Annotated in this window: 14 protein-coding genes; 6 read left to right on the forward strand and 8 right to left on the reverse strand. The window is 70.5% G+C overall.

Going from position 1 to position 22,876, the window contains the following annotated elements; translation table 11 throughout:
- Nucleotides 1-71 precede the first annotated feature (71 nt).
- From ACSQ3N_RS25540 to glnE, 5 genes are all read right to left on the reverse strand, one after another.
- Nucleotides 72-3,182, reverse strand: a complete 3,111-nt coding sequence (locus ACSQ3N_RS25540; protein WP_436147810.1) for an efflux RND transporter permease subunit — start codon at nucleotides 3,180-3,182, stop codon at nucleotides 72-74.
- A 12-nt stretch (nucleotides 3,183-3,194) separates the two neighbouring features.
- Nucleotides 3,195-4,430, reverse strand: coding sequence for an efflux RND transporter periplasmic adaptor subunit (locus ACSQ3N_RS25545; RefSeq protein ID WP_436147811.1), 1,236 nt, complete (start codon nucleotides 4,428-4,430; stop codon nucleotides 3,195-3,197).
- A 78-nt stretch (nucleotides 4,431-4,508) separates the two neighbouring features.
- Complete coding sequence (locus ACSQ3N_RS25550) at nucleotides 4,509-5,945, reverse strand: efflux transporter outer membrane subunit (RefSeq protein ID WP_436147812.1); 1,437 nt, start codon at nucleotides 5,943-5,945, stop codon at nucleotides 4,509-4,511.
- Complete coding sequence (locus tag ACSQ3N_RS25555; RefSeq protein ID WP_436147813.1) at nucleotides 5,942-6,691, reverse strand: TetR/AcrR family transcriptional regulator; 750 nt, start codon at nucleotides 6,689-6,691, stop codon at nucleotides 5,942-5,944. The genes ACSQ3N_RS25550 and ACSQ3N_RS25555 overlap by 4 nt, the downstream gene beginning before the upstream one ends.
- 131 nt (nucleotides 6,692-6,822) lie before the next feature.
- On the reverse strand, nucleotides 6,823-9,582 hold the full coding sequence (gene glnE, locus ACSQ3N_RS25560) for a bifunctional [glutamate--ammonia ligase]-adenylyl-L-tyrosine phosphorylase/[glutamate--ammonia-ligase] adenylyltransferase (RefSeq protein WP_436148010.1): 2,760 nt from the start codon (nucleotides 9,580-9,582) through the stop codon (nucleotides 6,823-6,825).
- 98 nt (nucleotides 9,583-9,680) lie between these two features.
- On the opposite strand from glnE, the gene ACSQ3N_RS25565 reads away from it, so the two are divergent.
- Genes ACSQ3N_RS25565 through ACSQ3N_RS25580 form a run of 4 tightly spaced genes read left to right on the forward strand, consistent with a single transcriptional unit; the run spans nucleotide 9,681 to nucleotide 17,435 of the window.
- The gene (locus ACSQ3N_RS25565) at nucleotides 9,681-13,949 is read left to right on the forward strand and encodes a YhdP family protein (protein ID WP_436147814.1); all 4,269 of its coding nucleotides are present in this window, start codon (nucleotides 9,681-9,683) and stop codon (nucleotides 13,947-13,949) included.
- Nucleotides 13,949-14,764, forward strand: a complete 816-nt coding sequence (locus tag ACSQ3N_RS25570; RefSeq protein ID WP_436148011.1) for a carbon-nitrogen hydrolase family protein — start codon at nucleotides 13,949-13,951, stop codon at nucleotides 14,762-14,764. Before ACSQ3N_RS25565 ends, ACSQ3N_RS25570 begins: the two co-directional genes overlap by 1 nt.
- A complete protein-coding gene (locus tag ACSQ3N_RS25575) occupies nucleotides 14,761-16,806 on the forward strand; it encodes a two-component system sensor histidine kinase NtrB (protein ID WP_436147815.1) in 2,046 nt (681 codons plus the stop codon). Before ACSQ3N_RS25570 ends, ACSQ3N_RS25575 begins: the two co-directional genes overlap by 4 nt.
- Nucleotides 16,806-17,435 carry a response regulator transcription factor gene (locus tag ACSQ3N_RS25580; RefSeq protein WP_436147816.1) on the forward strand — a complete coding sequence of 210 codons (630 nt, stop codon included), beginning with the start codon at nucleotides 16,806-16,808 and terminating at the stop codon, nucleotides 17,433-17,435. The genes ACSQ3N_RS25575 and ACSQ3N_RS25580 overlap by 1 nt, the downstream gene beginning before the upstream one ends.
- Before the next feature lie 91 nt (nucleotides 17,436-17,526).
- Here the strand turns inward: ACSQ3N_RS25580 and ACSQ3N_RS25585 are convergent, their stop codons facing one another.
- Complete coding sequence (locus ACSQ3N_RS25585) at nucleotides 17,527-18,177, reverse strand: OmpA family protein (protein WP_056171279.1); 651 nt, start codon at nucleotides 18,175-18,177, stop codon at nucleotides 17,527-17,529.
- A gap of 325 nt (nucleotides 18,178-18,502) precedes the next feature.
- On the opposite strand from ACSQ3N_RS25585, the gene mltA reads away from it, so the two are divergent.
- Both mltA and ACSQ3N_RS25595 read left to right on the forward strand, forming a co-directional pair.
- The gene (gene mltA / locus ACSQ3N_RS25590; RefSeq protein WP_436147817.1) at nucleotides 18,503-19,735 is read left to right on the forward strand and encodes a murein transglycosylase A; all 1,233 of its coding nucleotides are present in this window, start codon (nucleotides 18,503-18,505) and stop codon (nucleotides 19,733-19,735) included.
- A gap of 63 nt (nucleotides 19,736-19,798) precedes the next feature.
- Complete coding sequence (locus tag ACSQ3N_RS25595; protein ID WP_436147818.1) at nucleotides 19,799-21,796, forward strand: DUF3482 domain-containing protein; 1,998 nt, start codon at nucleotides 19,799-19,801, stop codon at nucleotides 21,794-21,796.
- A gap of 80 nt (nucleotides 21,797-21,876) precedes the next feature.
- On the opposite strand, the gene ACSQ3N_RS25600 is transcribed toward ACSQ3N_RS25595, so the two are convergent.
- Nucleotides 21,877-22,383, reverse strand: coding sequence for a hypothetical protein (locus ACSQ3N_RS25600; RefSeq protein WP_436147819.1), 507 nt, complete (start codon nucleotides 22,381-22,383; stop codon nucleotides 21,877-21,879).
- A complete protein-coding gene (locus tag ACSQ3N_RS25605) occupies nucleotides 22,380-22,844 on the reverse strand; it encodes a bifunctional diaminohydroxyphosphoribosylaminopyrimidine deaminase/5-amino-6-(5-phosphoribosylamino)uracil reductase RibD (protein ID WP_436147820.1) in 465 nt (154 codons plus the stop codon). The genes ACSQ3N_RS25600 and ACSQ3N_RS25605 overlap by 4 nt, the downstream gene beginning before the upstream one ends.
- Nucleotides 22,845-22,876 lie beyond the last annotated feature (32 nt).

Raw genomic sequence — 22,876 nt, forward strand, 5'->3', positions numbered from 1 at the left:
AACGCATCGCCTGCCGGGTGATTTCCCGGCTTTTCTGCCGAAAGAACCACCCGGAATGTAAGTGCGTGCTATCAACGCGTGGCTGGTGGCGTTTGCGGCGCTGCGGGCGGTGTGTCGTGGTGCCCGCCGCGCAGCCGGCGCATCGTGCGCCCGAACCACTGGCCCACGTCGTCCACACCGGTGAACACGGCCGGGATGACCAGCAGGCTCAGCAGCGTCGAGGTGATCAGGCCGCCGATCACGGCCACCGCCATCGGCGAGCGAAAGCTCGCGTCCGCAGCGCCAATGCCCAGGGCGATGGGCATCATGCCCGCGCCCATGGCCAGCGTGGTCATGATGATGGGCCGCGCCCGCTTGTGGCAGGCGTCGATCAGCGCCTCGAAGCGCGTCAGGCCGTGCTCGCGCCGCGCCAGGATGGCGTACTCGACCAGCAGGATAGAGTTCTTGGTGGCGATGCCCATGAGCATGATCAGCCCGATGAGCGAGGGCATGGAGAAGCTCTTTTGCGCGATTAGCAAGCCCACGAACGCGCCGCCCAGCGACAGCGGCAGCGCCGCCAGAATCGTCACCGGGTGCAGGAAGTCCTTGAACAGCAGCACCAGCACGATGTAGATGCACAGCACGCCGGTGAGCATGGCCAGACCGAAGCTGGCGAACAGCTCGCCCATCATCTCGGCGTCGCCGATGGTGATCTGGCGCACGCCGGCCGGCAGGTTCTTGATGGAGGGCAGCGCCTCCACGGCCTTGGTCACGTCGCCCAGCGGCTGGCCCGACAGCTCGATCTCGAAGTTCACGTTGCGCGCGCGGTCGTAGCGGTCCACCACGGCCGGGCCGCCGCTGAACTCCAGCGTGGCCACCTGGCCGAGCATCACCGGGCCCTTGCTGCCCGGCACCGACAGGCGCTCGAGCAGCGACAGGTCCTGGCGCGCGTCGTCCTGCAGCTTGACCACGATGGGCACCTGGCGGGATGCCAGGTTGAGCTTGGGCAGCGACACGTCGTAGTCGCCCACGGTGGCGATGCGCAGGGTCTCGGCAATGGCGCTGCTGGTCACGCCCAGGTCGGCGGCGCGGGCGAAGTCCGGGCGCACCGCAATTTCAGAGCGCACCAGGCTGGCGGTGGACGAGATGCTGCCCAGGCCGGGGATGGTGCGCAGGTCTTTTTCGACCGCGAGGGCCGCCGTGGTCAGCGCCTGCGGGTCGTCGCCCGAGAGCACCAGCACGTACTTCTCGCCCGAGCCGCCCAGGCCCACCTTGCTACGCACGCCCGGCAGCGTCTCCAGCGCGGCGCGGATGTGGTTCTCGATGCCCTGCTTGCGCGGCCGGTCGCCGCGCTCGGCCAGCAAGATGGTGAGCGTGGCCTTGCGCGTCTCGGCGCCAGCGCCGCCCATGAAGGGGTCGGCACCCGCCGAGCCGCCGCCGATGGTGGTGTACACGCTTTTGACATGCTCGACCTTGGCGATGCGCGCGCGCGCGTCTTCGGACACGACGCGGGTCTGCGCCAGCGTGGCGCCGGGCGGCAGCTCCAGGTACACCTGGGTCTGCGAGTTGTCGTCCGGCGGGATGAAGCCCGTGGGCAGCAGCGGGATCAGCGCGAGCGAGCCGATGAAGAACGCGCCGGTGGCCAGGAAGGTGATCCAGCGGTGCTTGACGCACCAGGACGCCCAGCGCAGGTACACCGTCATCCAGCGCGGGTCCTTGTGCTCGTCCACGATGGGTTTGAGGATGTACGCCGCCATCATGGGCGTGAGCACCCGGGCCACCACCAGGCTCGCGAACACCGCGAGCGACGCCGTCCAGCCGAACTGCTTGAAGAACTTGCCCGCGATGCCGCTCATGAAGGCCGTGGGCAGGAACACCGCAATCAGCGTGAACGTGGTGGCCACCACCGCCAAGCCGATCTCGTCGGCCGCCTCCATGGCCGCCTGGTAGGGCGTCTTGCCCATGCGCAGGTGGCGCACGATGTTCTCCACCTCCACGATGGCATCGTCCACCAGAATGCCCACCACCAGCGACATCGCCAGCAGTGTGATCACGTTGATCGAAAAGCCCAGCAGGTGCATGCCGATGAACGCGGGGATCACCGACAGCGGCAGCGCCACGGCCGACACGAACGTGGCACGCCAGTCGCGCAGGAAGAGCCACACCACCAGCACGGCCAGCAGGGCGCCTTCGTACAGCAGGTGCATGGAGCCGTCGTATTCCTCCTGCACCGGCTGCACGAAGTTGAAGGCCTCGGTGATTTCGAGGTCGGGGTGCTGCTCGCGCAGCTCCTTGAGCGCGGTCTGCACCGCGCCGCCCACTTCCACCTCGCTCGCGCCCTTGCTGCGCGCCACCTCGAAGCCCACCACGGGCTTGCCGTTGAGCATGGCCAGCGCGCGCGGCTCGGCAATGGTGTCGGAGACCGTGGCCACCTGGTCGAGCCGCACATGGCGGCCGTCGGACAGCGCGAGCGTGAGGCCCGCAAGTTCCTGCGCCGACTGCACGGTGGCCAGCGTGCGCACGGGCTGCTCGCTGCCGCCCAGGTCGGTGCGGCCGCCGGCGCTTTCGGTCTGCACCAGACGCAGCTGGCGCGACACGTCGGCCGCCGACGCGTTGAGCGCCTGCAGCTTCACCGGGTCGAGCGACACGTTGACCTGGCGCTGCACACCGCCCACGCGGTTGACCGCGCCCACGCCGCGCACGGCCAGGAGCTTCTTGGCGACGGCATCGTCCACGAACCACGACAGCGCCTCGTCGTCCATGCGGGTGGAGGCCACGGTGAAGGCCAGCACCGGCTGCGCGGCCAGGTCCATCTTGGTCACGATGGGGTCGCGCACGTCGCCAGGCAGGTCACCGCGCACGCGGGCCACGGCAGAGCGCACATCATCGAGCGCCTCCTGCGTGGTCTTCTCCAGCCGGAACTCGGCCGTGATGGTGGCGCCACCGTCCTGCACCTTGGTGTAGATGTGCTTCAAGTCCTGCAGCGTGGCGATGCTGTTCTCGATCTTGCGCGCCACGTCGTTTTCGAGCTGCGCAGGCGAGGCGCCCGGCAGCGCCACGGTCACGGAGATCGTGGGCAGGTCGATGTCCGGAAAGTTCTGCACCTTCATGGCGTTGAACGACAGCAGGCCGCCGAACGTCAGCAGCACGAACAGCATCAGCGCCGGTATCGGGTTCTTGATGGACCAGGTGGATACATTCATGAAGAACGCTCCTTAATTGATAGCTGCTGGCGCTTGATCAGCAAGCGCCAGGTGCATTTTTGGCTTGAATTCCCGCGCCGAGGAGGTGCGCGCGGGCTGTGCAGGTGCCGCGGGCGAAGACGGCGCAGCCGCCGGGGCCGCCACGCGCACCAGGTCGCCGTCGTTCAGGAAACCCGCCCCGCGCACGGCCACCGACGCATTGGCCTCCAGGCCCGACACCACCTCGACCCGGTCCGCCACGCGGCGGCCGGTCTGTACCTTGCGCATCTGCACGCGCTGCTCGGCGCCCACCACGAACACGTAGGAGAACCCGTCGCGCACGACCAATGCCTCCTGCGGCACGGTGAGCGCATCGCTCTGCCCCAGCGCGAACTCGCCGCGCGCGAACATGCCCGCGCGGAAATCGCTGTTCGCCGGCAAATCGACGTACACCAGCGCATTGCGCGTCTGCGGGTCCACCGTGGGTGCGACCATGCGCACCGTGCCTTCGGCCGTGGCACCACTGGCTGCCGTCACGCTGACCTTGGCGCCCGGCGCGATGCGGCGCAGCTCGGTCGACGTGACCTCGGCACGCCACTCCAGCCGGCCCTTGCGCACCATGCGGAACAGCTCGGTGCCCGCGCTCACCACCGCACCCACGGTGGCGGTGCGGGCCGAGATCACGCCACTGTCGGGCGCCACCACCTGCGTGTACTTCAGACGCAGCTGCTGCGCGTTCAGCGTGGCCTTGGCGGCCTCCACCCGGGCCTGCGCCGTCTTCTCGGCGGTGGTGTATTGCTGGATCTGCTGCTGGCTCAGTGCACCCGTGGCCTGCAGCGAGCGGGCGCGGTCGGCATTGGCCGCCGCCTCGGCCGCATTGGCCTGGGCTTCGAGCAGGCTTGCGCGCATCTGGGCCACATCGGCCTGCACCGTTTCGGCCGAGAAGGTGGCCAGCACCTGGCCGGCCTTGACCACGTCACCCACGTTCACGCGCACATCGGTCAGCCGCAGGCCGTTGCTTTCGGCGCCGATGCTGGCCTCTTGCCAGGCGGCCACATTGCCGTTGGCGGCCAGGCGCAGCGGCACTGCCGTGCGCTGCGGCTGGGCCGTGCTCACGGTGAGCGCGGGGCGGGGCTGGTTGGCCTTGGGCTCATCGGCAGCGCGCGACGCGCCCGAGAAAACCAGGGCCCCGCCCGCGGCCAGCACACAGGCGGCGATCACGGCGAAGGCCGTGGGAGAAAACGTGAAACGTTGCGTTGGCGTTGTCATTTTTGTCTGTCCGTTCATCCAGTCGGTGTCAGGAAAAGGAGGCTGGCGATCGGCCGGCCTCCCCGTGGTTTCAGTCACTCAGCGCGCGGCGGTGGCCGCAGCAGTGGGTGGGGCTGCGGCGAGGGCTGTTTGCCCGTCCCACCCTCCGCCTGCGGCGCGGTACAGCGCGATCCAGGCCACCTGGCGTTCATGCTGCAGCGCGACCAGCGCGTTCTCGGCCGCGAGCGACGTGCGCCGCGCGTCCTCCAGCTCCACGAGGCTGGCCAGCCCGCCGCGCCAGCGCGCCTCGGTCGCATCGAACGAGGTGCGGTAGCCCGCCGCCGCCGTGCGTGCGCTGGTGTTGCGTTCGGCCGTGCTCTGCAGCCGCACCAGCGCCTGCTCCACCTCGCTCACGGCCTGGCGCACCTTGGCGCGGTACAGGGCCGCGGCCTCGTCGTAGCGAGCCTGCGCCGCATCGACCTGCGCGCCACGCCGGCCGCCGTCGAACAGCGGCACGCTCAGCGCCAGCGGGCCGATGGTCCAGGTGTTCAGGTCGGTGGTCACGCCGCCGGTGCGCACCCAGGCCGTGCCCACGGAGCCGCTGAGCGACAAACGCGGGTAACGCTGCGCCTGCGCGCTGCCCACCTCGGCGCTGGCCGCCGCCACTTCGCGCTCGGCGTTGTACACGTCGGGCCGCTGGGCCAGCACCTGCGCGGGCAGGGCCGCGATGCTGAACAACGTGTCGGGCGCCGCAGGCGCGGCGGTGGACAGGCGTGCGCGCAGCGCGGACTCTTCCCAGCCGGTCAGGGCCACCAGGGTCTTCACGTCCACATCGCACAGCATGCGCTGCTGCGATGCGCGGGCCTGGGCTTCGGCGGCGCTGGCGCGGGCCAGCGCTGCGGTGGCGGGGGCGGTGAAGCCCGCGCGCTCGCTCAGGTCGGACAGGCGCGAGGTCTCGCCGCGCGACTGCGCGTCGCGCTCGGCCACGCGCAACTGCTCCAGGCAGGTGCGCAGGCTGCTCGCCTGCAGCGCGACCTCGGCGGCCACGCTCACGCGGGCCTCGTGCCACAGCGCCTGGGCACCCGCCAGCCGCTGGTCGGCCGCAGCCTTGGTGGCGCGGTTAGCGCCAAACACGTCGATCTCCCAGCTCGCCTGCAGCCCGGCCTGCGCCGTGGTGGCAATGCCCGCGAGCTGTTCATTGAAGCCCCGGCTGGCATTGCCCTGGCCGTCGAGCGACGGCAGCAGCGCAGCGCGGCTGCTGACCTGCGTGGCCCGGGCCTGCGCGATGCGCGACTGGGCCTGCGCGACGCCCGGGCTGATGGCCTGTGCCGCGTCGATCAGCTCGACCAGCAGCGGGTCGCCCAGCTGCGTCCACCACTGCGCCAGGTCCCCAAGCGAGCCCTGGTGCGGCAACGGGGCCTGCCACGCCACAGGGGGCGGTGCGGGCACTTGCGCCGGCGGTGGCGAGATGGCACAGGCGCCCAGGGCCAGGGGCAGGCAGGCGGCCCATAAAAGTCGGGTCTTGCTGGTGGTCATGTGTTGGATGCCTTCTTGTGCGAAGTCCTCGGAGTCTGTGAAGTACCGCGGCGTGCAGGGCGCACCGGGGGTGCGTCGGCCTGCCGCCGTGCGATGTCGCCGCGCACCATGTCCAGGGCGTAGCCGGTCAGCCGCTCCACCCACTGCTCGACGGCCGCCTCCGTGGCCAGCTGCGGCGTGATGCCCTGCAAGGCGTCGCGCTGCGTCCACATCTGCATCACCAGGCCGGCCAGCGAAAAAGCGAGCCGGTGGATGTCGTCGTCCACCTCGGTCACGCCCATGTGGCGGCGCAGCACCTGCACCAGGGCCAGGTGGGGCGCGCGGCACTCGCGCTCGAACAGCTCGGGCCAGACGTGGGTCGGGTCCAGCAGCTCGCGGATGTGCAGGCGCACCGACTGGGTGACCAGATCGTCGTGCTTGAGCGGCTCCAGAAACCCTGCGAAGTAGCGGCTCAGGGCCTCGCCCAGGTCCAGCGCCGGGTCGGCAAACACCGGGATCAGGTCGCTGCCGCTGCCAAAGGGTTCGTAAAACGTGGCGGTGTACAGCTGCGCCTTGTCACCGAAGTGGTAGGCAATGGCCGCAACGTTGGTGCCGGCAGCCTCGGCAATGGCGCGCACCGAGGTCTGGGCAAAGCCCTTTTCAGAAAACAGCTGCAGGGCCGCGCGCAGCAGGCGCGCACGCGTGTCTTCGCCGTCGCTGCGGGCGGCGCGCTGGGCTGCAGGAATGACGTGGGCACCAAAACTCATGGCCCCGGATTAAACCACCAGAATTCAAACAGTTGTTTGAATTAATGAATTTTTCAGGCCGGCGGCGCCCCGGCAACTTGCAACCATTTGTCACCGCCCGCTGTCGCTGGGGCAACGCCGGGGTCGGCGGTCTACATCCCCAGGCCCGCGCCGAACACGGCCAGCCAGAGGGCGAACACGGCGTCGCGCTCGGCCTGCAGCGCGGGCGGCGCGACCTGCGTGGGTGCCTCGTCCAGGCGCGCCACATGCTGGACGCGGCGCAGTTCGCGGTACGCATCGGCCGCGGCCGTGCCCACGCCCGGTGGCAGCAGCCCCACCTGTTCGGCGTGCCGCAGCAGCGCGATATTGCCCACGTTGCCGCGCAGCTCGGGGTGCGCAGCCGACTGCGACAGCACCAGGTACTGCACCGCAAACTCGGCATCCACCATCCCACCGGGGCTGTGCTTGACGTCGAACCGCCCGTCCTTGGCAGGGTGGGCCGAGCGCACGCGCTCGCGCATCAGCACGATCTCGTCGCGCAGGGCCACCGGGTCGCGTTCGGAAGTGATGACGGCTTCGCGCACCGCGTCGAAGCGCTCGCGCAGCGCATCGCTGCCCATCACGAAGCGCGCGCGCGTCATGGCCTGGTGCTCCCAGGTCCAGGCGGTGTTGCTGCCGCGGCGCTGCTGGTAGTTGGCGTACGCCTCGAAGCTCGTGACCAGCAGGCCCGAGCTGCCGTTGGGGCGCAGCGCGGTGTCGATCTCGTACAAATCGCCTTCGCTGGTCTTCACAGTGAGCCAGTTGATGAGCTTGCGCACGAAGGCGGCATACACCTCGGGGGCGCGCTCGTCGTCGTCATCGAACACGAAGACGATGTCCAGGTCGCTGCCGTAGCCCAGCTCCTTGCCGCCCAGCTTGCCGTAGCCGATGATGCCGAACTGCGGGCTGTCGCGGTGGCGGTTCTTGACCCGGCTCCAGCACCAGTCGGCGGTGATGCGCAGCACGCTGTCGGCCAGCGCGGACAGGTCGTCCGCCACCTGCTCCACCGTGATGCGCCGCTCCACGTCGCGCGCGAGGGTGCGGAAGGTCTCGGCGTGCTGCGCGCGGCGCAGCAGGTTGAGCAGGGTCTCGTCGTCGTCTTCGCCGGTGGACTGCAGCGAGGCCAGGCGCACGGCCAGCTCGCGCTCGAAGTCTTCCACCACGAAGCGCTCGGACAGCAGCGCGTCGCCCGCCAGCTCGTCGATCACGCCGGGGTGCTGCAGCATGTAGCGGGCGGGCCACTTGGCGGCGCCCAGCAGGTGCAGCAGGTGCTCGTGCACCGAGGGGCGCTCCAGCAGCAGGGCGAGGTAGCTCTCGCGCCGCAGCAGTGGCTCCAGCCAGCCGACCAGGCGCACCGCCGCGTCTTCGTTCACCTTGCCTTCGGCCAGCCAGCGCGCGGTGCGCTGCACCAGGCGGAACAGGCGCGTGCGCGCTTCGTCGCGCAGGCCCTCGACCCGCGGGTGGTTGCGCCATTCGGCCACGCGCTCCCGAAAGCCGGGGGGCAGTTGTTCGAGCAGGCCTTCCAGTTCAGGCGGCGGTGGCGCAGCCGCCCGGGGGCCGCCGCAGCCGCCGCCGTTGCACTGCTTCTTGCCGCTACCGCCCAGCAGGGTGTCGAACTCCTGCGCCACCAGTTCGCGGTGCGCGTCGAGCTCGTGCAGGAAGGCGCAGCAGTCGGGGTAGCCCAGGGTGTAGGCGATCCAGGCCAGGTCGTCGTCGCGCGTGGGCAGCACGTGGGTCTGCTGGTCGTCCAGGTACTGGATGCGGTGCTCCACGCGGCGCAAAAAGACATAGGCGCGGGCGAGCGCATCGGCCGTCTCCTGCGGCATGAGGCCGGCCTGCGCGATGCGCGGCAGCGCGTCCAGCGTGGGGCGGCGGCGCAGCTCGGGGAACTGCCCGCCGCGCACCACCTGCAGCAGCTGCACGGTGAATTCGATCTCGCGGATGCCGCCGCGCGAGAGCTTGACGTCGTTGGCGCGCTCGGGGTGGCCGGCGCTGCGCTTGGCGGCGTGGTCGCGGATCTGGCGGTGCAGGGACCGCAGGGCGTCGAACACGCTGTAGTCGAGGTACCGGCGGAACACGAAGGGCAGCACCACGCCACGCAGCGCCTGGACCTCGGTGCCCCCGATGCAGTCGCGCGGAGCGACCACGCGGCTCTTGAGCCAGGCAAAGCGCTCCCATTCGCGGCCATGCAGTTGCAGGTATTCCTCCAGCGCCGGCAGCGAGACCGCCGACGGCCCCGAGTTGCCGTTGGGCCGCAGGGCCAGGTCCACGCGGAAAACGAAGCCATGCTCGGTGGTGTCGCCCACCAGGCTGTAGATGGACTTGACGGCCCGCGCGAAGTATTCGTGGTTGGAGATGCGGCCGCGGCCCTCGGGCGTGCCGGCGGTTTCGCCATCGTGTTCGTACACGTAGATGAGGTCGATGTCGCTCGACACATTGAGCTCGCGCGCGCCCAGCTTTCCCATGCCGATGATCCACAGCTGCACGGGCTGGCCCTCGGGCCCGCGCGGCGCGCCGTGGCGCTCATCGAGTTCCTGGCGGGCCTGATGGCAGGCGCGGTCGAGCGCCAGTTCGGCCAGCTCGGTCACCGCGCGGGTGACGTCGGCGAGCGAGGCCCCCTCATCGCAATCGAGCTGGATCAGCCGCTCCATGACCAGCTGGCGCACCACGCGCAGGGCGGTGCCGGTGTCCGCGCCGCGGGCGCGCAAGGCGTCGTAGGCCTGCTCCATCGTGGCCAGCACCGGCGGGCCAGGGGGCAGCAGGGGCAGGTCGTCGGCGTAGCGGCGGTGCAGGCGCTGGTAGAAGCGGGAATGGCTGGCCAGCGGCCCCTCGGGGCGGGCCAGGCAGCAAAGGTCAGCGGCGGGCGATGGCATGGCAGACATGGCCGGGGACCACATACATAAGGACACTCGTTGGTAAGGAACCCACGCCGGGGCCGCGGGTCATAATTCCTGCCACATTCAATTCCAACATGATTGCTCCCACCACGCACCCCACCCGCCTGCTGAAATTCGTGGCTGGTCTCGCACGGTGGTCACTGGGTTTGCTGCTGGCCTTCTGGCTGCTGGTGACCATCGCGTGGGGCGCACTTCATGGCTGGATTGTGCCGCGAATCGGCGAATTCCGCCCACAGCTGGAGGCGCATGCCGCACGGGCTCTGGGGGTTCCGGTCAAGATCGGCGCGATCTCCGCCAAGACCGAGGGGCTGATCCCGTCCATCGAACTGTCGGACCTGGCGTTGCTCGATGCCGCTGGCCGCACCGCACTGCGGCTGCCCCGGGTGGTGGTGGCGCTGTCGCCGCGGTCGCTGCTCAAGGGCGGTTTCGAGCAGCTCTATGTCGAACAACCCGAGCTCGATGTGCGGCGCGACACCCAGGGACGTATCCATGTGGCGGGCCTGGACTTTACGCAGGAGCAGGGCGACAGCAGCGCCGCGGCCGACTGGATCTTTTCGCAGGGCGAAGTGTTCATCCAGGGCGGCACGGTGCGCTGGACCGACGAGCAGCGCGGCGCCCCCGAGCTGGCTTTGGAGAAGGTGGACCTGGTGCTGCGCAACGGCAACTGGCACCACCACATGCGGCTGGATGCCACGCCACCCGCAGGCTGGGGCGACCGGTTCACGGTGGTGGGCCTGTTCCGCGCGCCACTGCTGAGCGCCCGCGACGGCAACTGGAAGCACTGGAACGGGCAGGTGTTCGCCCACTTCGCGCGGGTCGATGCGTCGCGGCTGCGCCACTATGCCGACGTGGGCGTCGAGGTGGCCCAGGGCCGCGGCGCGCTGCGCGCCTGGGCGGATGTGCAGCGCGGGCAGATCGTGGGCGGCACGGCCGACCTCGCGCTGGCCGACGTCAACGCCACCCTGGGCCCGCAGTTGCAGGCGCTGGTGCTGCCATCCATCCAGGGGCGGATGGGCGGGCGCCGGCTCAACGGCGGGTTCGAGTTTTCCACGCAGTCCCTGCAGTTTGAGACCGACGACGGCCTGGCCTGGCCCGGCGGCAACCTGCGGCTGGTCTACACCGATGCCACGGCCAAGGCACCGGCCCAGGGCGAATTCCGCGCGGACCGGCTGGACCTGGCGGCTCTGGCGCAGATCGCCAGCCGCCTGCCCCTGGGCGAGACGGCGCACACCGCGGTGCGCACCTACACGCCGCAAGGGCAGGTGGACGAGATCCAGGCCACCTGGAAGGGTCCACTCGAGAAGCTGCAGCAATACCAGGTGCGCGGACGCATCCGCGGCCTGGCCTTGGCGGGCGACACCAGCAGCGGCGCACCCACGCACCTGGGCCTGCGCGGCGCCACGGTGGACCTCGACATGACCCAGGGCGGCGGCAAGGCGGCGCTGACCATTGCCTCGGGCGCGCTCCTGCTGCCCGGGGTGTTCGAAGACCCGGTGCTGCCGCTGGACCGCCTGAGCGCCGACGTGCGCTGGCAGCTCGAAGGCAGCCGCATCGCGGTGCAGGCCAACGACGTGCAGTTTGCCAACGCCGACGCGCAGGGCGAGGCCCGCGCCACCTGGCACACCAGCGACGCGGCCAAGGTGTCGCACCAGTCGCGCTTTCCGGGCGTACTGGACCTGAGCGGCACGCTGCACCGCGCCGACGGCACGCGCGTACACCGCTACCTGCCGCTGTCCATCCCTCCCGACTCGCGCCACTATGTGCGCGACGCAGTGGTGGCGGGCAGTGCCAGCAACGTGCAGTTCCGCGTGAAGGGCGACCTGCACCACCTGCCCTTCAACGACCCCAAGCTGGGCGAGTTCCGCATTGCCGCCCGGGTGAAGGACGTGACGTACGCCTACGTTCCGCCCAGCCTGCAGCCCGCCGGCACCCTGCCCTGGCCAGCGCTGACCGACCTGTCGGGCGAGCTGATCTTCGAGCGCTCGTCCATGCAGGTGCGCAGCGCCACCGGCACGTTTGCCGGGCGACAGGGCCTGAAGCTGTCCAAGGTGGACGCCAAGATCCCCGACTTGGCCCACACCGTGGTCGCCGTGAGCGCCGATGCCCGCGGACCCTTGCCTGAAATGCTGGCGCTCATGGCCACCTCGCCGCTCGGCCGCATGACCGGCGGCGCGCTCGACCAGGCCAGCGGCACGGGCACTGCGGACCTGCAGCTGCGCCTGTCGCTGCCCATCAGCGACATCAACAAATCCAAGGTGCAAGGCAGCGTCACGCTGGCGGGCAACGACGTGCGCATCACGCCCGACACCCCCACGCTGAGCCGTGCGCGCGGCGCGGTGCAGTTCACGGAAACGGGCTTTTCATTGCAGGGCGTGCAGGCGATGGCGCTGGGCGGCAACGTCAAGCTCGAAGGCGGCATGCGGGCGCTGCCGCCCAACGCACCCGCCACCGAGTCCGCCGTGCAGTTGCGTGCGCAGGGCACGGCCACGGCCGAAGGCCTGCAGCAGGCGCCGCAGCTCGGCCTGCTGTCGCAACTGGCGCGGCGCGCCACGGGCAGCGCGCCATATGCGATGGCGCTGTCGTTTCGCCGCGGCGTGCCCGAGGTGCAGGTGACGACCAGCCTGCAGGGCCTGGCGCTGGCGCTGCCGCCGCCCCTGGGCAAGGCGGCAGACGCGAGCCTGCCCCTGCGGTTTGAAACCCAGGTGATGCGCGAGTCGCTGGTGGGCCTGACGCAGGGCAGCCACGGCCATGGCACCAACGGCAGCAGCAATGGGAGTGGCAGCACCAACACCGGCACCAACGCCAACGCCAACGGTGTGGACGCCCCGCCGCTGCGCGACCAGATCACCGTGGACCTGGGCGCGGTGGGCTCGGCCATGTATGTGCGCGACATCAGTGGCCCCCAGCCCCGGGTGCTGCGCGGCACCATCGGGGTGGGCCTGTCGGGCGGCGAATCGGCCCCCATGCCGGCGCAGGGCGTGGCCGCCAACATCAACCAGGGCAAGCTCGATGTGGACGCCTGGGAGGATGTGCTGACACAGGCCACCTCGGGCCCCTCCAACACATCCCCCACCGCCGGCACTGCCGGCACCGACACAGCAAGCCGTTCGGCCACCGCAGCAACCGCCGCGGCCCCCAGCGCCCAGACCGCCACGCAGGACTACATGCCCACCACGCTCGCCCTGCGCGCGCGCGAAATCACGCTGCAGGGCCGCACGCTGCACAACATCGTGGCCGGGGCTTTGCGCGACGGCACCACCTGGCGCGCCAACCTGGATGCCACCGAACTCAACGGCTACCTGGAGTACCGCCAGCCCGGCTCCGCCGACCACCCCAACGGCCGCCTGTTCGCGCGGCTGTCGCGGGTGAACATGCCGCAAAGCGACGTGAACCAGGTGGAGTCGCTGCTGGACGAGCAGCCTGGCGCCCTGCCGGCGCTCGACATCGTGGTGGACGACTTCGACCTGCGCGGCAAGCGGCTCGGGCGGGTGGAGATCGAGGCGCAGAACCGCGGCGGCGATGGTTCGCAGCGCGAATGGCGCCTGTCCAAGTTCAACATCACCGCGCCCGAGGCCGTCCTGACCGCCAGCGGCAACTGGGCGGTGCTCAACGCGGCGGGCTCGGGCCCGCGCGAGGCCGATCGGCGCACGGTGCTCAACTTCCGGCTGGACATCCGCGACTCGGGCGACCTGCTGACCCGCATGAGCATGCCCGGCGTGATCCGGCGCGGCAAGGGGCGGCTGGAGGGCCAGGTCGCCTGGGTGGGCGCGCCTTTCAGCCCCGACTACCGCTCCATGACCGGCCTGATCAACGTGAACATCGAAACCGGCCAGTTCCTCAAGGCCGACCCGGGGCTGGCCAAGCTGCTGAGCGTGCTGAGCCTGCAGTCGCTGCCGCGGCGCCTGACGCTCGACTTCCGCGATGTGTTCAGCGAGGGCTTCGCGTTCGACTTCGTGCGCGGCGACGTGCGCATCGAGCAGGGCGTGGCCACCACCAACAACCTGCAGATGAAGGGCGTGAACGCCGCCGTGCTGATGGAAGGCAGCGCCAACATCGACCACGAGACGCAGGACCTGCGCGTGGTGGTGGTGCCCGAGATCAACGCCATGACAGCGTCGCTGGTGGCCACCGCCATCAACCCGGTGATCGGCCTCGGAAGCTTCCTCGCGCAGGTGTTCCTGCGCGGGCCGCTCATCGAGGCCGCCACGCAGGAGTTCCGCATCGACGGCACCTGGTCCGACCCGCGCGTGGTGCGCGTGCCGCGCCGCGCGCGCGATGCCTTGCCCGGTGCTGAGGCCCCGCCGCGCAGCAGCCCCCCGGCAAAACCAGGAGAAGTGTCATGATGCAAGTTGCAGCGATTCAGATGGTGTCCGGCACCCGGCTCGAGGACAACCTGGCCGCCGCGCGCGCCCTGCTGGAGCAGGCGGCGCACGGCGGTGCCGAGCTGGCCGTGCTGCCCGAATACTTCTGCGTGATGGGCCACAAGGACACCGACAAGCTGGCCCTGGGCGAAGCCGCCGGTGAAGGCCTGATCCAGCGGTTCCTGGCCACCGCGGCGCGCGAGCTGAAGCTGTGGGTGGTGGGCGGCACGCTGCCCCTGCAGACGGCCACGCCTGAGCGCGTGCGCAACACCACGCTGGTGTTCGACCCCAGCGGCGCCTGTGTAGCGCGCTACGACAAGATCCACCTTTTCTATTTCGACAACGGACGCGAGCAGTACCACGAAGGCCGCGTGATCGAAGCGGGCGACAGGCCCGTGCAGTTCGACCTGCCATCGCGCGGCGGCCACACCTGGCGCGTGGGGCTGTCGGTGTGCTACGACCTGCGGTTTCCGGAGCTGTACCGCGCGCATGCCAGCGCCGGGGCCGACCTGCTGCTGGTGCCCAGCGCCTTCACCCACACCACGGGCCAGGCGCACTGGGAGGTGCTGCTGCGCGCCCGCGCGGTGGAGAACCTGGCTTATGTGCTGGCCCCCGCGCAGGGCGGCGTGCACGAGAACGGACGCCACACCTGGGGCCACACCATGCTGGTGGACCCCTGGGGCGTGGTGCTGGCCGAACAGGACCAGGGCGCGGGCGTGGTGCAGGGCACGCTGGACCCTGAGCGCCTGCGCAGCGTGCGGCTGCAGCTGCCCTCCCTGTCGCACCGCGTCCTGTGAAGCTGGGGCCACGCACCCTGTTGCGGCGCTGGCGGGGCGCCTGGCGGCGCTGGTCGCTGTGGACGCTGCTGGTGCTGCTGGTGATCTCCATGCTGGCCACCATGGTGTGGCTGGCGGGGCGCTATGAGGCCAGCCAGGTGCAGAGCCGGCTGGAGCGCGACACGGCCGACGCGGTGTCGGACATCCGCGTGGCGCTCACGCGCAACCTGCAGAGCCTGCAGGCCCTGCACGCGGGCGAACCAGGCCAGCTGGCCTGGGAGGTGGATGCGGCCGAGCTGCTGCGCAGCCGGCGCGAGCTGGTGCGCATCGAATGGCGCGACGCCAACCTGCGGATGCGCACCCATGCGCAGTCGCCCTACCGGCCCGTGGCCTGGGATGCGCGCATCCGCGAAGGCCACCAGTCCGACGCTGCCATCGCCTGCACCAACGCGCGCCGCCTGAGCAGCCCTTCGTACTCCAGCAGCTACTTCCAGCCCCACGGCGACGGCCTGGGTTCGGAAATGATGGAGCTGTGCCTGCCGCTGACCGGCGGGGGCAGGCACACCGGCTTTCTGGTGGCCACGTATTCGCTGCAGGACGTGCTGGTGAACCTGGTGGCGCACAACCTCACGCGCAGCCAGGAGGCATCGTTCACCGAGGCCGACGGCACGCGCCTGGCGGTGCTGGGTGCGGCGCGCAGGGGCTCGCGCATGTTCACCGCACAGCACCTGCTGGACCTGCCCGGCACCACGCTCGTTCTGCGCATGGACACCTGGCACAGCGCGCCCAGCCTGTTCCCCAACGTGCTCACCGCGCTGGTCACGGCCATGTCCATCGCGCTGGTCACGGTGATGGTGGTGCTGGTGCGCGACAACCGCCGCCGGCTGCGCGCCGAGCGCGACCTGGCCGATGCGCTGGCGTTTCGCAAGGCGATGGAAGACTCGCTCGTCACCGGTCTGCGCGCGCGCGACCTGGAAGGCCGCATCACTTATGTGAACCCCGCGTTCTGCGCCATGGTGGGTTTCAGCGCGCAGGAGCTGCTGGGCCAGAGCGCGTCCGCCCCCTACTGGCCGCCCGAGCTGGTGGACGAGTACCGCCAGCGCCAGGCCATCCGCCTGTCCGGCCAGCACATACCGCCGCGCGAGGGGTTCGAGTCGGTCTTCATGCGCAAGGACGGCACGCGCTTCCCGGTGCTCATCATCGAGGCGCCGCTCATCAACGCCCAGGGCCAGCACACCGGCTGGATGAGCGCGTTCCTCGATATCAGCGAGCAACGGCGGGTGGAAGAGCTCTCGCGCGCATCGCAGGAGCGCCTGCAGGCCACGGCCCGCCTGGCCACCGTGGGCGAGATGGCCTCGCTGCTCAGCCACGAGCTCAACCAGCCGCTGGCCGCCATATCGAGCTATGCGACGGGGTCGATGAACCTGCTGGAAGCGCCCGCCGGGGCCGGCAGCACGCCAGCGCCTGAAAGCCTGCAGGACGTGCGCATGGCCATGCAGCAGATCGCCCGCCAGGCCGAGCGGGCCGGCAAGGTGATCAAGAGCGTGCACGACTTCGTGCGCCGCCGCGACCAGGCGCGCGAGGCCGTGTCGGCCCAGCAGCTGATCGACGCCATCCTGCCGCTGGCCATCTTGCAAGCCCGCAAGCTGGCCGTGCGCGTGAACACCACGGTGGAGCCCGGCCTGCCGCCCGTGCTATGCGACCGCACCATGGTCGAGCAGGTGCTGCTCAACCTGGCGCGCAACGCCATGCAGGCCATGGACGACCCCGAGATCCGCCACCGCGTGCTCGACATCCGCGTGCGTCGTGCGGCCTCCAACCAGCACAGCGGCTGGATCGAATTCGCCGTGACCGACGTGGGCACCGGCATCCCGCCCGACGTCGCGACCCGCCTGTTCACGCCGTTCTTCACGACCCGGCCCGAAGGCATGGGCCTGGGCCTGTCGCTGTGCCGCACGGTCATCGAGCAACACGGCGGTTTTCTCGGCTTTGCCCCCCATGAGCCGCGTGGTACGGTATTCACTTTCACGCTCCCCGTCTCCCAACCCGCGCCCCCACCCTGATGGAACCCATCACCAACGCCACCGTGTACATCGTGGACGACGACGCCAGCGTGCGCGAGGCCCTGGCCTGGCTGCTGCGCTCGCGCAGGCTGCCCAGCGAGTCGTTCGACAGTGCCGAAGCCTTCGACGCGATGCTCAAGACCCGCCCGGTGCAGCGCCAGCCCTGCTGTCTGCTGCTGGACGTGCGCATGCCCGGCATGAGCGGGCTGGCGCTGTTCGACCTGCTGGCAGTGCGGGGCGACCTGGCGACCATGCCGGTGATCTTCCTCACCGGCCATGCCGACGTGCCCACGGCGGTGGACACCGTCAAGCGCGGTGCATTCGACTTTTGCGAAAAGCCGTTTTCCGACAACGCGCTGGTCGACCGCATCGAGCAGGCCCTTGCCCAGTCGGCCGCACGTCTGACCCAGCTGCGCGAGCGCAGCGACCTGCAGGTGCGGCTCGCCGACCTGACCGAGCGGGAACGCGATGTGATGGACCTCGTGGTCGCGGGCCTGCCGAACAAGCTGATCGCCGATCAGCTCGACATCAGCGTGCGCACGGTGGAAGTCCACCGCTCGCGCGTGTTCGACAAGATGCAGGTGAAGTCAGCGGTCGAGCTGGCCAACCTGCTGCGCGCAGGTCAATGAAGCCGCCGGCCCTGCACTGAGCTGCTGCGGCGTGCGCAACCCCAGGCTGGTAAGCCTGGGTCGTTGCGCCTGGGGCTGTCAGCCCCGGGGATCAACCGCGGGGGCGTTCGCCCACGAAGATCTCGACGCGCCGGTTGCGGGCCCGGCCGTCGGCCGACTCGTTGGTGGCGATGGGGTAACGCTCGCCCATGCCATCGATGGCGATGCGGCGGCCGTCCACGCCCCGCGCAGCCAGGTAGCTGCGTGTGCTGGCCGCGCGGTCCACCGACAAGGGGTTGTTGATGGCATCGCTGCCGGTGTTGTCCGTGTGGCCCACGATGCGCACGTCCGTATTGGGGTTGTTGCGCAGCCCGGCGGCGAACTGGTCGAGCACCGGTGCGAAGTTGGGCTGAATGTCCGAGCGGCCCACGGCGAACGAAATATCGCTCGGGATGTTGAGCATGAGCTGGTTGTCGGCGGTCTGGGTCACGGCAATGCCGGTGCCCTGGGTCGCACGCTCCATCTCGCGCTTTTGGCGCTCCATGTTCTGCGACCAGATGTAGGTGCCCAGTGCGCCCACGCCGGCACCCACCACGGCACCGGTGCCAGCGCTGCCGCCGGTGGCCGAGCCGATCACGGCACCCGCCAGAGCCCCCACGCCTGCGCCCGTAGCGGTGCGGCGTTGGGTATCGTCCATGTTGGCGCAGCCGGTGGCCAGGATGACGACGGCGGCGGTGGCGCCCCAAAGAATGTTTCTGCGCATGTGTGTGCTCCTTGAATGATCAACGGGAGCTGGGCGCTGCGGGAGTTCCGGTCGCGGGCTGCAGCCTGTTTTTGGCGGCAAGCCTCGGTAGCGCCCAGCTGATCCGCCATCTTGGAGTGGCGCGCGGAGGCACACCATCGGCACAGGGGCCCCTTGGTTGTAGGACTGCGTCGCCTGCCTCCCCGCAGGGGTCAGCGCAGAGCGTTAGGAAGAACCGGGCGGCGGCGCAGGCGGCTTGGGGCCGGGCGCCTCACTCGGTGCAGGTGCAGGTGCAGACGTGTCCTGACCCGGTGGCTTGAGCTCGCCCCCCTTGCGCCCCGAAAACATGGTCCACCAGACAATTGCCCCCAGCAGCACCAGCGCAAGCAGCGCTTCAAGCAAAATCAGCCCCATGACATTGACACTCCTGCGCCTTGTATCGACGGCGCTGATTGTAGGAACGCTGGTGGCCTGCTCCAGCCCTCCGCCCGCAAGCCCCTCCCGCACCCCGGCCATCCCGGCGCCCTTTCCGTCCTTGCCGCCCGGCGCGGTGGTGCTGCCGGGCGACAACGGCCCGCTGCCCCCGCCCATGGCCCAGCCCAAGAGCCGCTGGGTGCCCGTGCGCTGGGCCGAGCTGCCGGGCTTTACCGACGACGCGCTGCACGAGGCCTGGAACGCCTGGATCAAGAGCTGCGAGCGGCCCGCGCCGCCCTTCACCGCGCTGTGCAGCGACGTGCGCCAGTTGAGCATCGCCACCGCCGAAGAGCAGCGCGCGTGGCTCATCGCGCGGCTGCAGCCCTACCGGGTGGAGGCCGCGGATGGCAATGCCGACGGCCTGCTCACCGCCTACTACGAACCGATGATGGACGGCACCCGCCAGCCCGGCAACGGCTTCAACGTGCCCATCTACCGCACGCCCGCCGGGTTGGCCGCGCGCAAGCCTTGGTACACGCGCCAGCAGATCGAGTCGATGCCCGAAGCGCAGGCCGCGTTGGCCGGCCGGGCCATCGCCTGGCTGCGCGACCCGGTGGAATCGATGGTGCTGCACATCCAGGGCTCGGGCCGCTTGCGCATCACCGAGGCCGACGGCTCGGTCTCGCTGGTGCGCGTGGCCTATGCGGGCACCAACGACCAGCCCTACCAAAGCATCGGCCGCTGGCTGCTGGACCAGGGCTACACGCGCGACGCGACCTGGCCCGGCATCCGCGCCTGGCTGGCGGCCAACCCGCAGCGCACCAACGAGCTGATGTGGACCAACCCGCGCTATGTGTTCTTCCGCGAGGAGCCCTTGAACCCGCTGGACGCGGGCTTCGGCCCGCGCGGCGCGCAGGGCGTGCCGCTCACGCCCGGCCGCTCCATCGCCGTGGACCGCCAGAGCATCCCGTACGGCACGCCGGTGTGGCTGGCCTCCAGCGGCCCCCAGGTGCAGCTCAACCGCATGGTGATGGCGCAGGACACCGGCAGCGCGATCCTGGGCGCGGTGCGGGCCGACTTCTTCACGGGCTGGGGCCCGGAGGCCGGAGACATTGCCGGGCGCCTGAAGCAGAACCTGCGGCTGTGGGCACTGTGGCCCAAATAATGGTCAAAAATGCCTCTATCGCTTGTCTGACAAGCGTCAGCAGCTATTGAAACAGGAGCATCCGTGCGCGTGACCCTGCCCCAGCTGTGCACCGTGCTGCTCGCCCAGTCCATCGAGCAGGTGGATGCCGGGCGCACCCTGGTCAGCCAGGCCGACTGGGACGAGGCCACGCGCACGGCCGTGGCTGCCGCTCGCCAGCGCGGCGCGCAGCGCGTGGGTGCGGGCGACGTGGTGCTGGAGCGTGCCGACACCGTCGCCCGGCGCGCCAGCGGCCGGGATGCCGTCATCGCCGCCCTGCACGAGCCCGGTGCCGCCGGGCGCTGGCTGGCACGCGGCCTGCCGCTGCTGGCCCTGGTGATGGGCCTGGCCATCGACCGCATCGCCAACGCCCACCGGGTGGACCTGCTGTCGCCACCGCTGCTGATCGTGCTGGCCTGGAACCTGTGCGTGTACCTGCTGATGGGCTGGCGTGCCTGGCGCCCGCCCGCCACGGGGCTGCCGCTGCTGCAGGGCCTGGGGCAGCTCACCCGCCGCCTGGGCTCGGGCCGGGGGCGCGGGCTGGCAGCGCGCATCGCGGCGGACTTCCATGCGCGGTGGTGGGCCCACACGGCCGACCTGCAGGTGCAGCGCGCCGCCCGCGTGCTGCACCTGTGCGCGGCAGCCTGGGGCGCGGGCATTGCGCTGTCGCTGCTGCTGCGCGGGCTGGTGGTGCGCTACCAGTTCGGTTGGGAGAGCACTTTTCTCGACGCCACGCAGGTGCATGCCATCGTGTCGGTGCTGTTCTGGCCGCTGGCTGTGCTGTTCGGCACGGCTCCCTTCACGCTGCAGGAGATCGCGGCCACGCAGAACTTTGCCGGCGAGGGCGCGGGCGGCAGCCGCTGGGTGTGGATGTACGTGGGCCTGCTGGCCCTGGTGGTGGTGCTGCCGCGCCTGGCGCTGGCGGCCTGGGCGCGCTGGCGCGAGGCCCGCTGGCAAGCCCGCATCGACCCGGGCGACGCCGCATTCGACGCGCTGCGCGCCGCCCTGCCGGGCGACCTGCTGATCGGCCTGCACGGGCCCTTGGCCGAGGTGCTGCAAACCGCCGCGGTGCAGACCCCGCAGGGCGACCGCCTGCAGTTCGGCGATGCCCGCCAGCCGGTGGACGCGGTGCTGGCGTGGACCACCGACGCCCCACCGCCCGCCTGGCAGGGCGCGCCCCTGCTGGCAATGCGGTGGGAAGCCTTTGGCGCCAGCTGGGTGCTGGAGCCCGCACTCTTTGACCGGCTGGCCGCCGCGCTGCCCGCGCAGCAACACGCCCTAGGCCGCCTGCGTGCGGCCTGGGTGGAGCGCAACGAGCTGCGCTTTCGCCAATCGCTGCAAGCCCTGGCCCGGCACCTGCGCGAGGTTGCGCAACCCGCACCAGGCGGTGAGACGGGCGACGCCACCGCCCAGTCCGCGCTCTACGCCCAGCAGGTGCAAACGCTGGACGCCGCGCTGCGCACGCTACACGGCCAGCCGCCTGCGCCCAGCCTGCACGAATCCAACGCCCCGCACGGCCAAGCGCTGCTGCCCGCCATGCGCCGCACCAGCAACACCGCCCTGGCCGTAGGCACATCCGCCGGCGCCGCAGCGGGCGCGGCGGCAGGCGCCAAGGCCGGTGCGCTGATCGACATCGGCACCGGCGGCCTGACGCTGGGTGCGGGCACCGCCCTGGGCGCGCTGCTGGGGGGCACCACCGCCTGGGTGCTGCGGTCCCTGCAGAAGAAGGACGATGGGGACGCGCTGCTGCGCCACGCGGTGGAGGCGGCCTGCACGCACTACCTCGTCATCGCGCACCTGGAGCGGGTGCCGCCGGCCGATGCCGCCCGGCTGGCCGAGCGCTGGCGCGCCGAGGTCACCGGCACGGTGGCCGCGCACAGCGATGCATTGGCTGCAGCGCTGCGACGCACGGGGCCGGGGGATGACGCGATGCAAGCGGTGCAGGCGCTGCTGCACACCATGCTGACCGGGATACTGCGGCGCAGCTTTGCAGCCGGAGGTGACAGTACTGCGGCCACGGTGGTGCCGGGCAACACGGCCTGAAATTCAAGCCTTTTTGGCTGCTACCGCTGGGTAGGCAAGCGCTACCAGCTATTAATTCAGTAGCAAACGGAAACCATCCCTCACGGGCATGGAGTTCTGGCGGCCTCTGTCTCCACGCGCGGTGCCGCCACGGCCGGCGGCTCGGGCGGCTTGGCGGGCGGCACGCTCACGGTGCGCAGCTGGTCGCCGTCGATGCGGTATTCGTACTCGCGGGTGGAGCCGATCATGTCCGTCTTGAAGGTGCTGCTGGCCATGGTGGCCGCGTACACCTGGGGCCGCACGACCTGGTAGCGGTACACGGTGGTGGAGCTGCCGGTGGAGGTCTTGCAGGTGGACTCCAACAGGGTCTGCTTGAACTGCAGGGTGCAGCGGCCCGAGGTGTCCTCGGCTTGGGTGCCGTCCTGCACGTACAGAACGATCTTGGTGGCGCGCCAGCAGCCGAGCAGGCCGGCGGCGCTGGGGGCGCTCTCCGAACTTGCGGCACTTGCAGCACTTGCAGCGGTCGCGGCTTGGGGCGTTTCGGTGGCCTGTGCGCACGATGCGGCAACGACCAGACACAGCAGCAGGCTGGGCGTGAAGCGCTTCATGCGGCGCTCCCCGGGGTCGAGGCATTGGCGCTGAGCGCCAAATACGCACCCATGTCGTCCACCGCACTGCGCTCCAGCACGCCCACCGACACCTCCACGCCCGCGGCCTTCAGGATCTCGATCCCAGCGCCGGCATTGCGCGGGTCGGGGTCGAGCATGGCCACCACCACCCGCTGAATGCCGCGCGCCACCAGCGCCTTCGCGCACGACGGCGTGCGGCCATGGAACGAGCACGGCTCCAGCGTGACGTAGGCGGTCACGCCGGCCAGATCGCCGGGCGACTGGGCCAGCGCCATGGCCTCGGCGTGGTGCTGGCCGGGCGGCTGGGTGAACCCGCTCGCCATCACCGCTCCGTCCTTCACGAACACGCAGCCCACGGGCGGGTTGGGCAGGCAGGCTGGCAGGGCTTTGCGGCCCTCGGCCAGGGCAAGGCGCATGAAATCTTCGTCGGATGCGGACATGGTCGAAAGCGTTGGACAAGGAAGGCGGGCCC

This window comes from Acidovorax sp. LjRoot194, from assembly GCF_964253015.1.
Classification (GTDB): Bacteria; Pseudomonadota; Gammaproteobacteria; order Burkholderiales; family Burkholderiaceae_C; genus Acidovorax.

Coding starts and splice junctions, on each gene's coding strand:
- ACSQ3N_RS25540 (WP_436147810.1), bottom strand. CDS start 3,182: ATGAATGTATCCACCTGGTCCATCAAGAACCCGATACCGGCGCTGATG.
- ACSQ3N_RS25545 (WP_436147811.1), bottom strand. CDS start 4,430: ATGACAACGCCAACGCAACGTTTCACGTTTTCTCCCACGGCCTTCGCC.
- ACSQ3N_RS25550 (WP_436147812.1), bottom strand. CDS start 5,945: ATGACCACCAGCAAGACCCGACTTTTATGGGCCGCCTGCCTGCCCCTG.
- ACSQ3N_RS25555 (WP_436147813.1), bottom strand. CDS start 6,691: ATGAGTTTTGGTGCCCACGTCATTCCTGCAGCCCAGCGCGCCGCCCGC.
- glnE (WP_436148010.1), bottom strand. CDS start 9,582: ATGCCATCGCCCGCCGCTGACCTTTGCTGCCTGGCCCGCCCCGAGGGG.
- ACSQ3N_RS25565 (WP_436147814.1), top strand. CDS start 9,681: ATGATTGCTCCCACCACGCACCCCACCCGCCTGCTGAAATTCGTGGCT.
- ACSQ3N_RS25570 (WP_436148011.1), top strand. CDS start 13,949: ATGCAAGTTGCAGCGATTCAGATGGTGTCCGGCACCCGGCTCGAGGAC.
- ACSQ3N_RS25580 (WP_436147816.1), top strand. CDS start 16,806: ATGGAACCCATCACCAACGCCACCGTGTACATCGTGGACGACGACGCC.
- ACSQ3N_RS25585 (WP_056171279.1), bottom strand. CDS start 18,177: ATGCGCAGAAACATTCTTTGGGGCGCCACCGCCGCCGTCGTCATCCTG.
- mltA (WP_436147817.1), top strand. CDS start 18,503: ATGGTCCACCAGACAATTGCCCCCAGCAGCACCAGCGCAAGCAGCGCT.
- ACSQ3N_RS25600 (WP_436147819.1), bottom strand. CDS start 22,383: ATGAAGCGCTTCACGCCCAGCCTGCTGCTGTGTCTGGTCGTTGCCGCA.
- ACSQ3N_RS25605 (WP_436147820.1), bottom strand. CDS start 22,844: ATGTCCGCATCCGACGAAGATTTCATGCGCCTTGCCCTGGCCGAGGGC.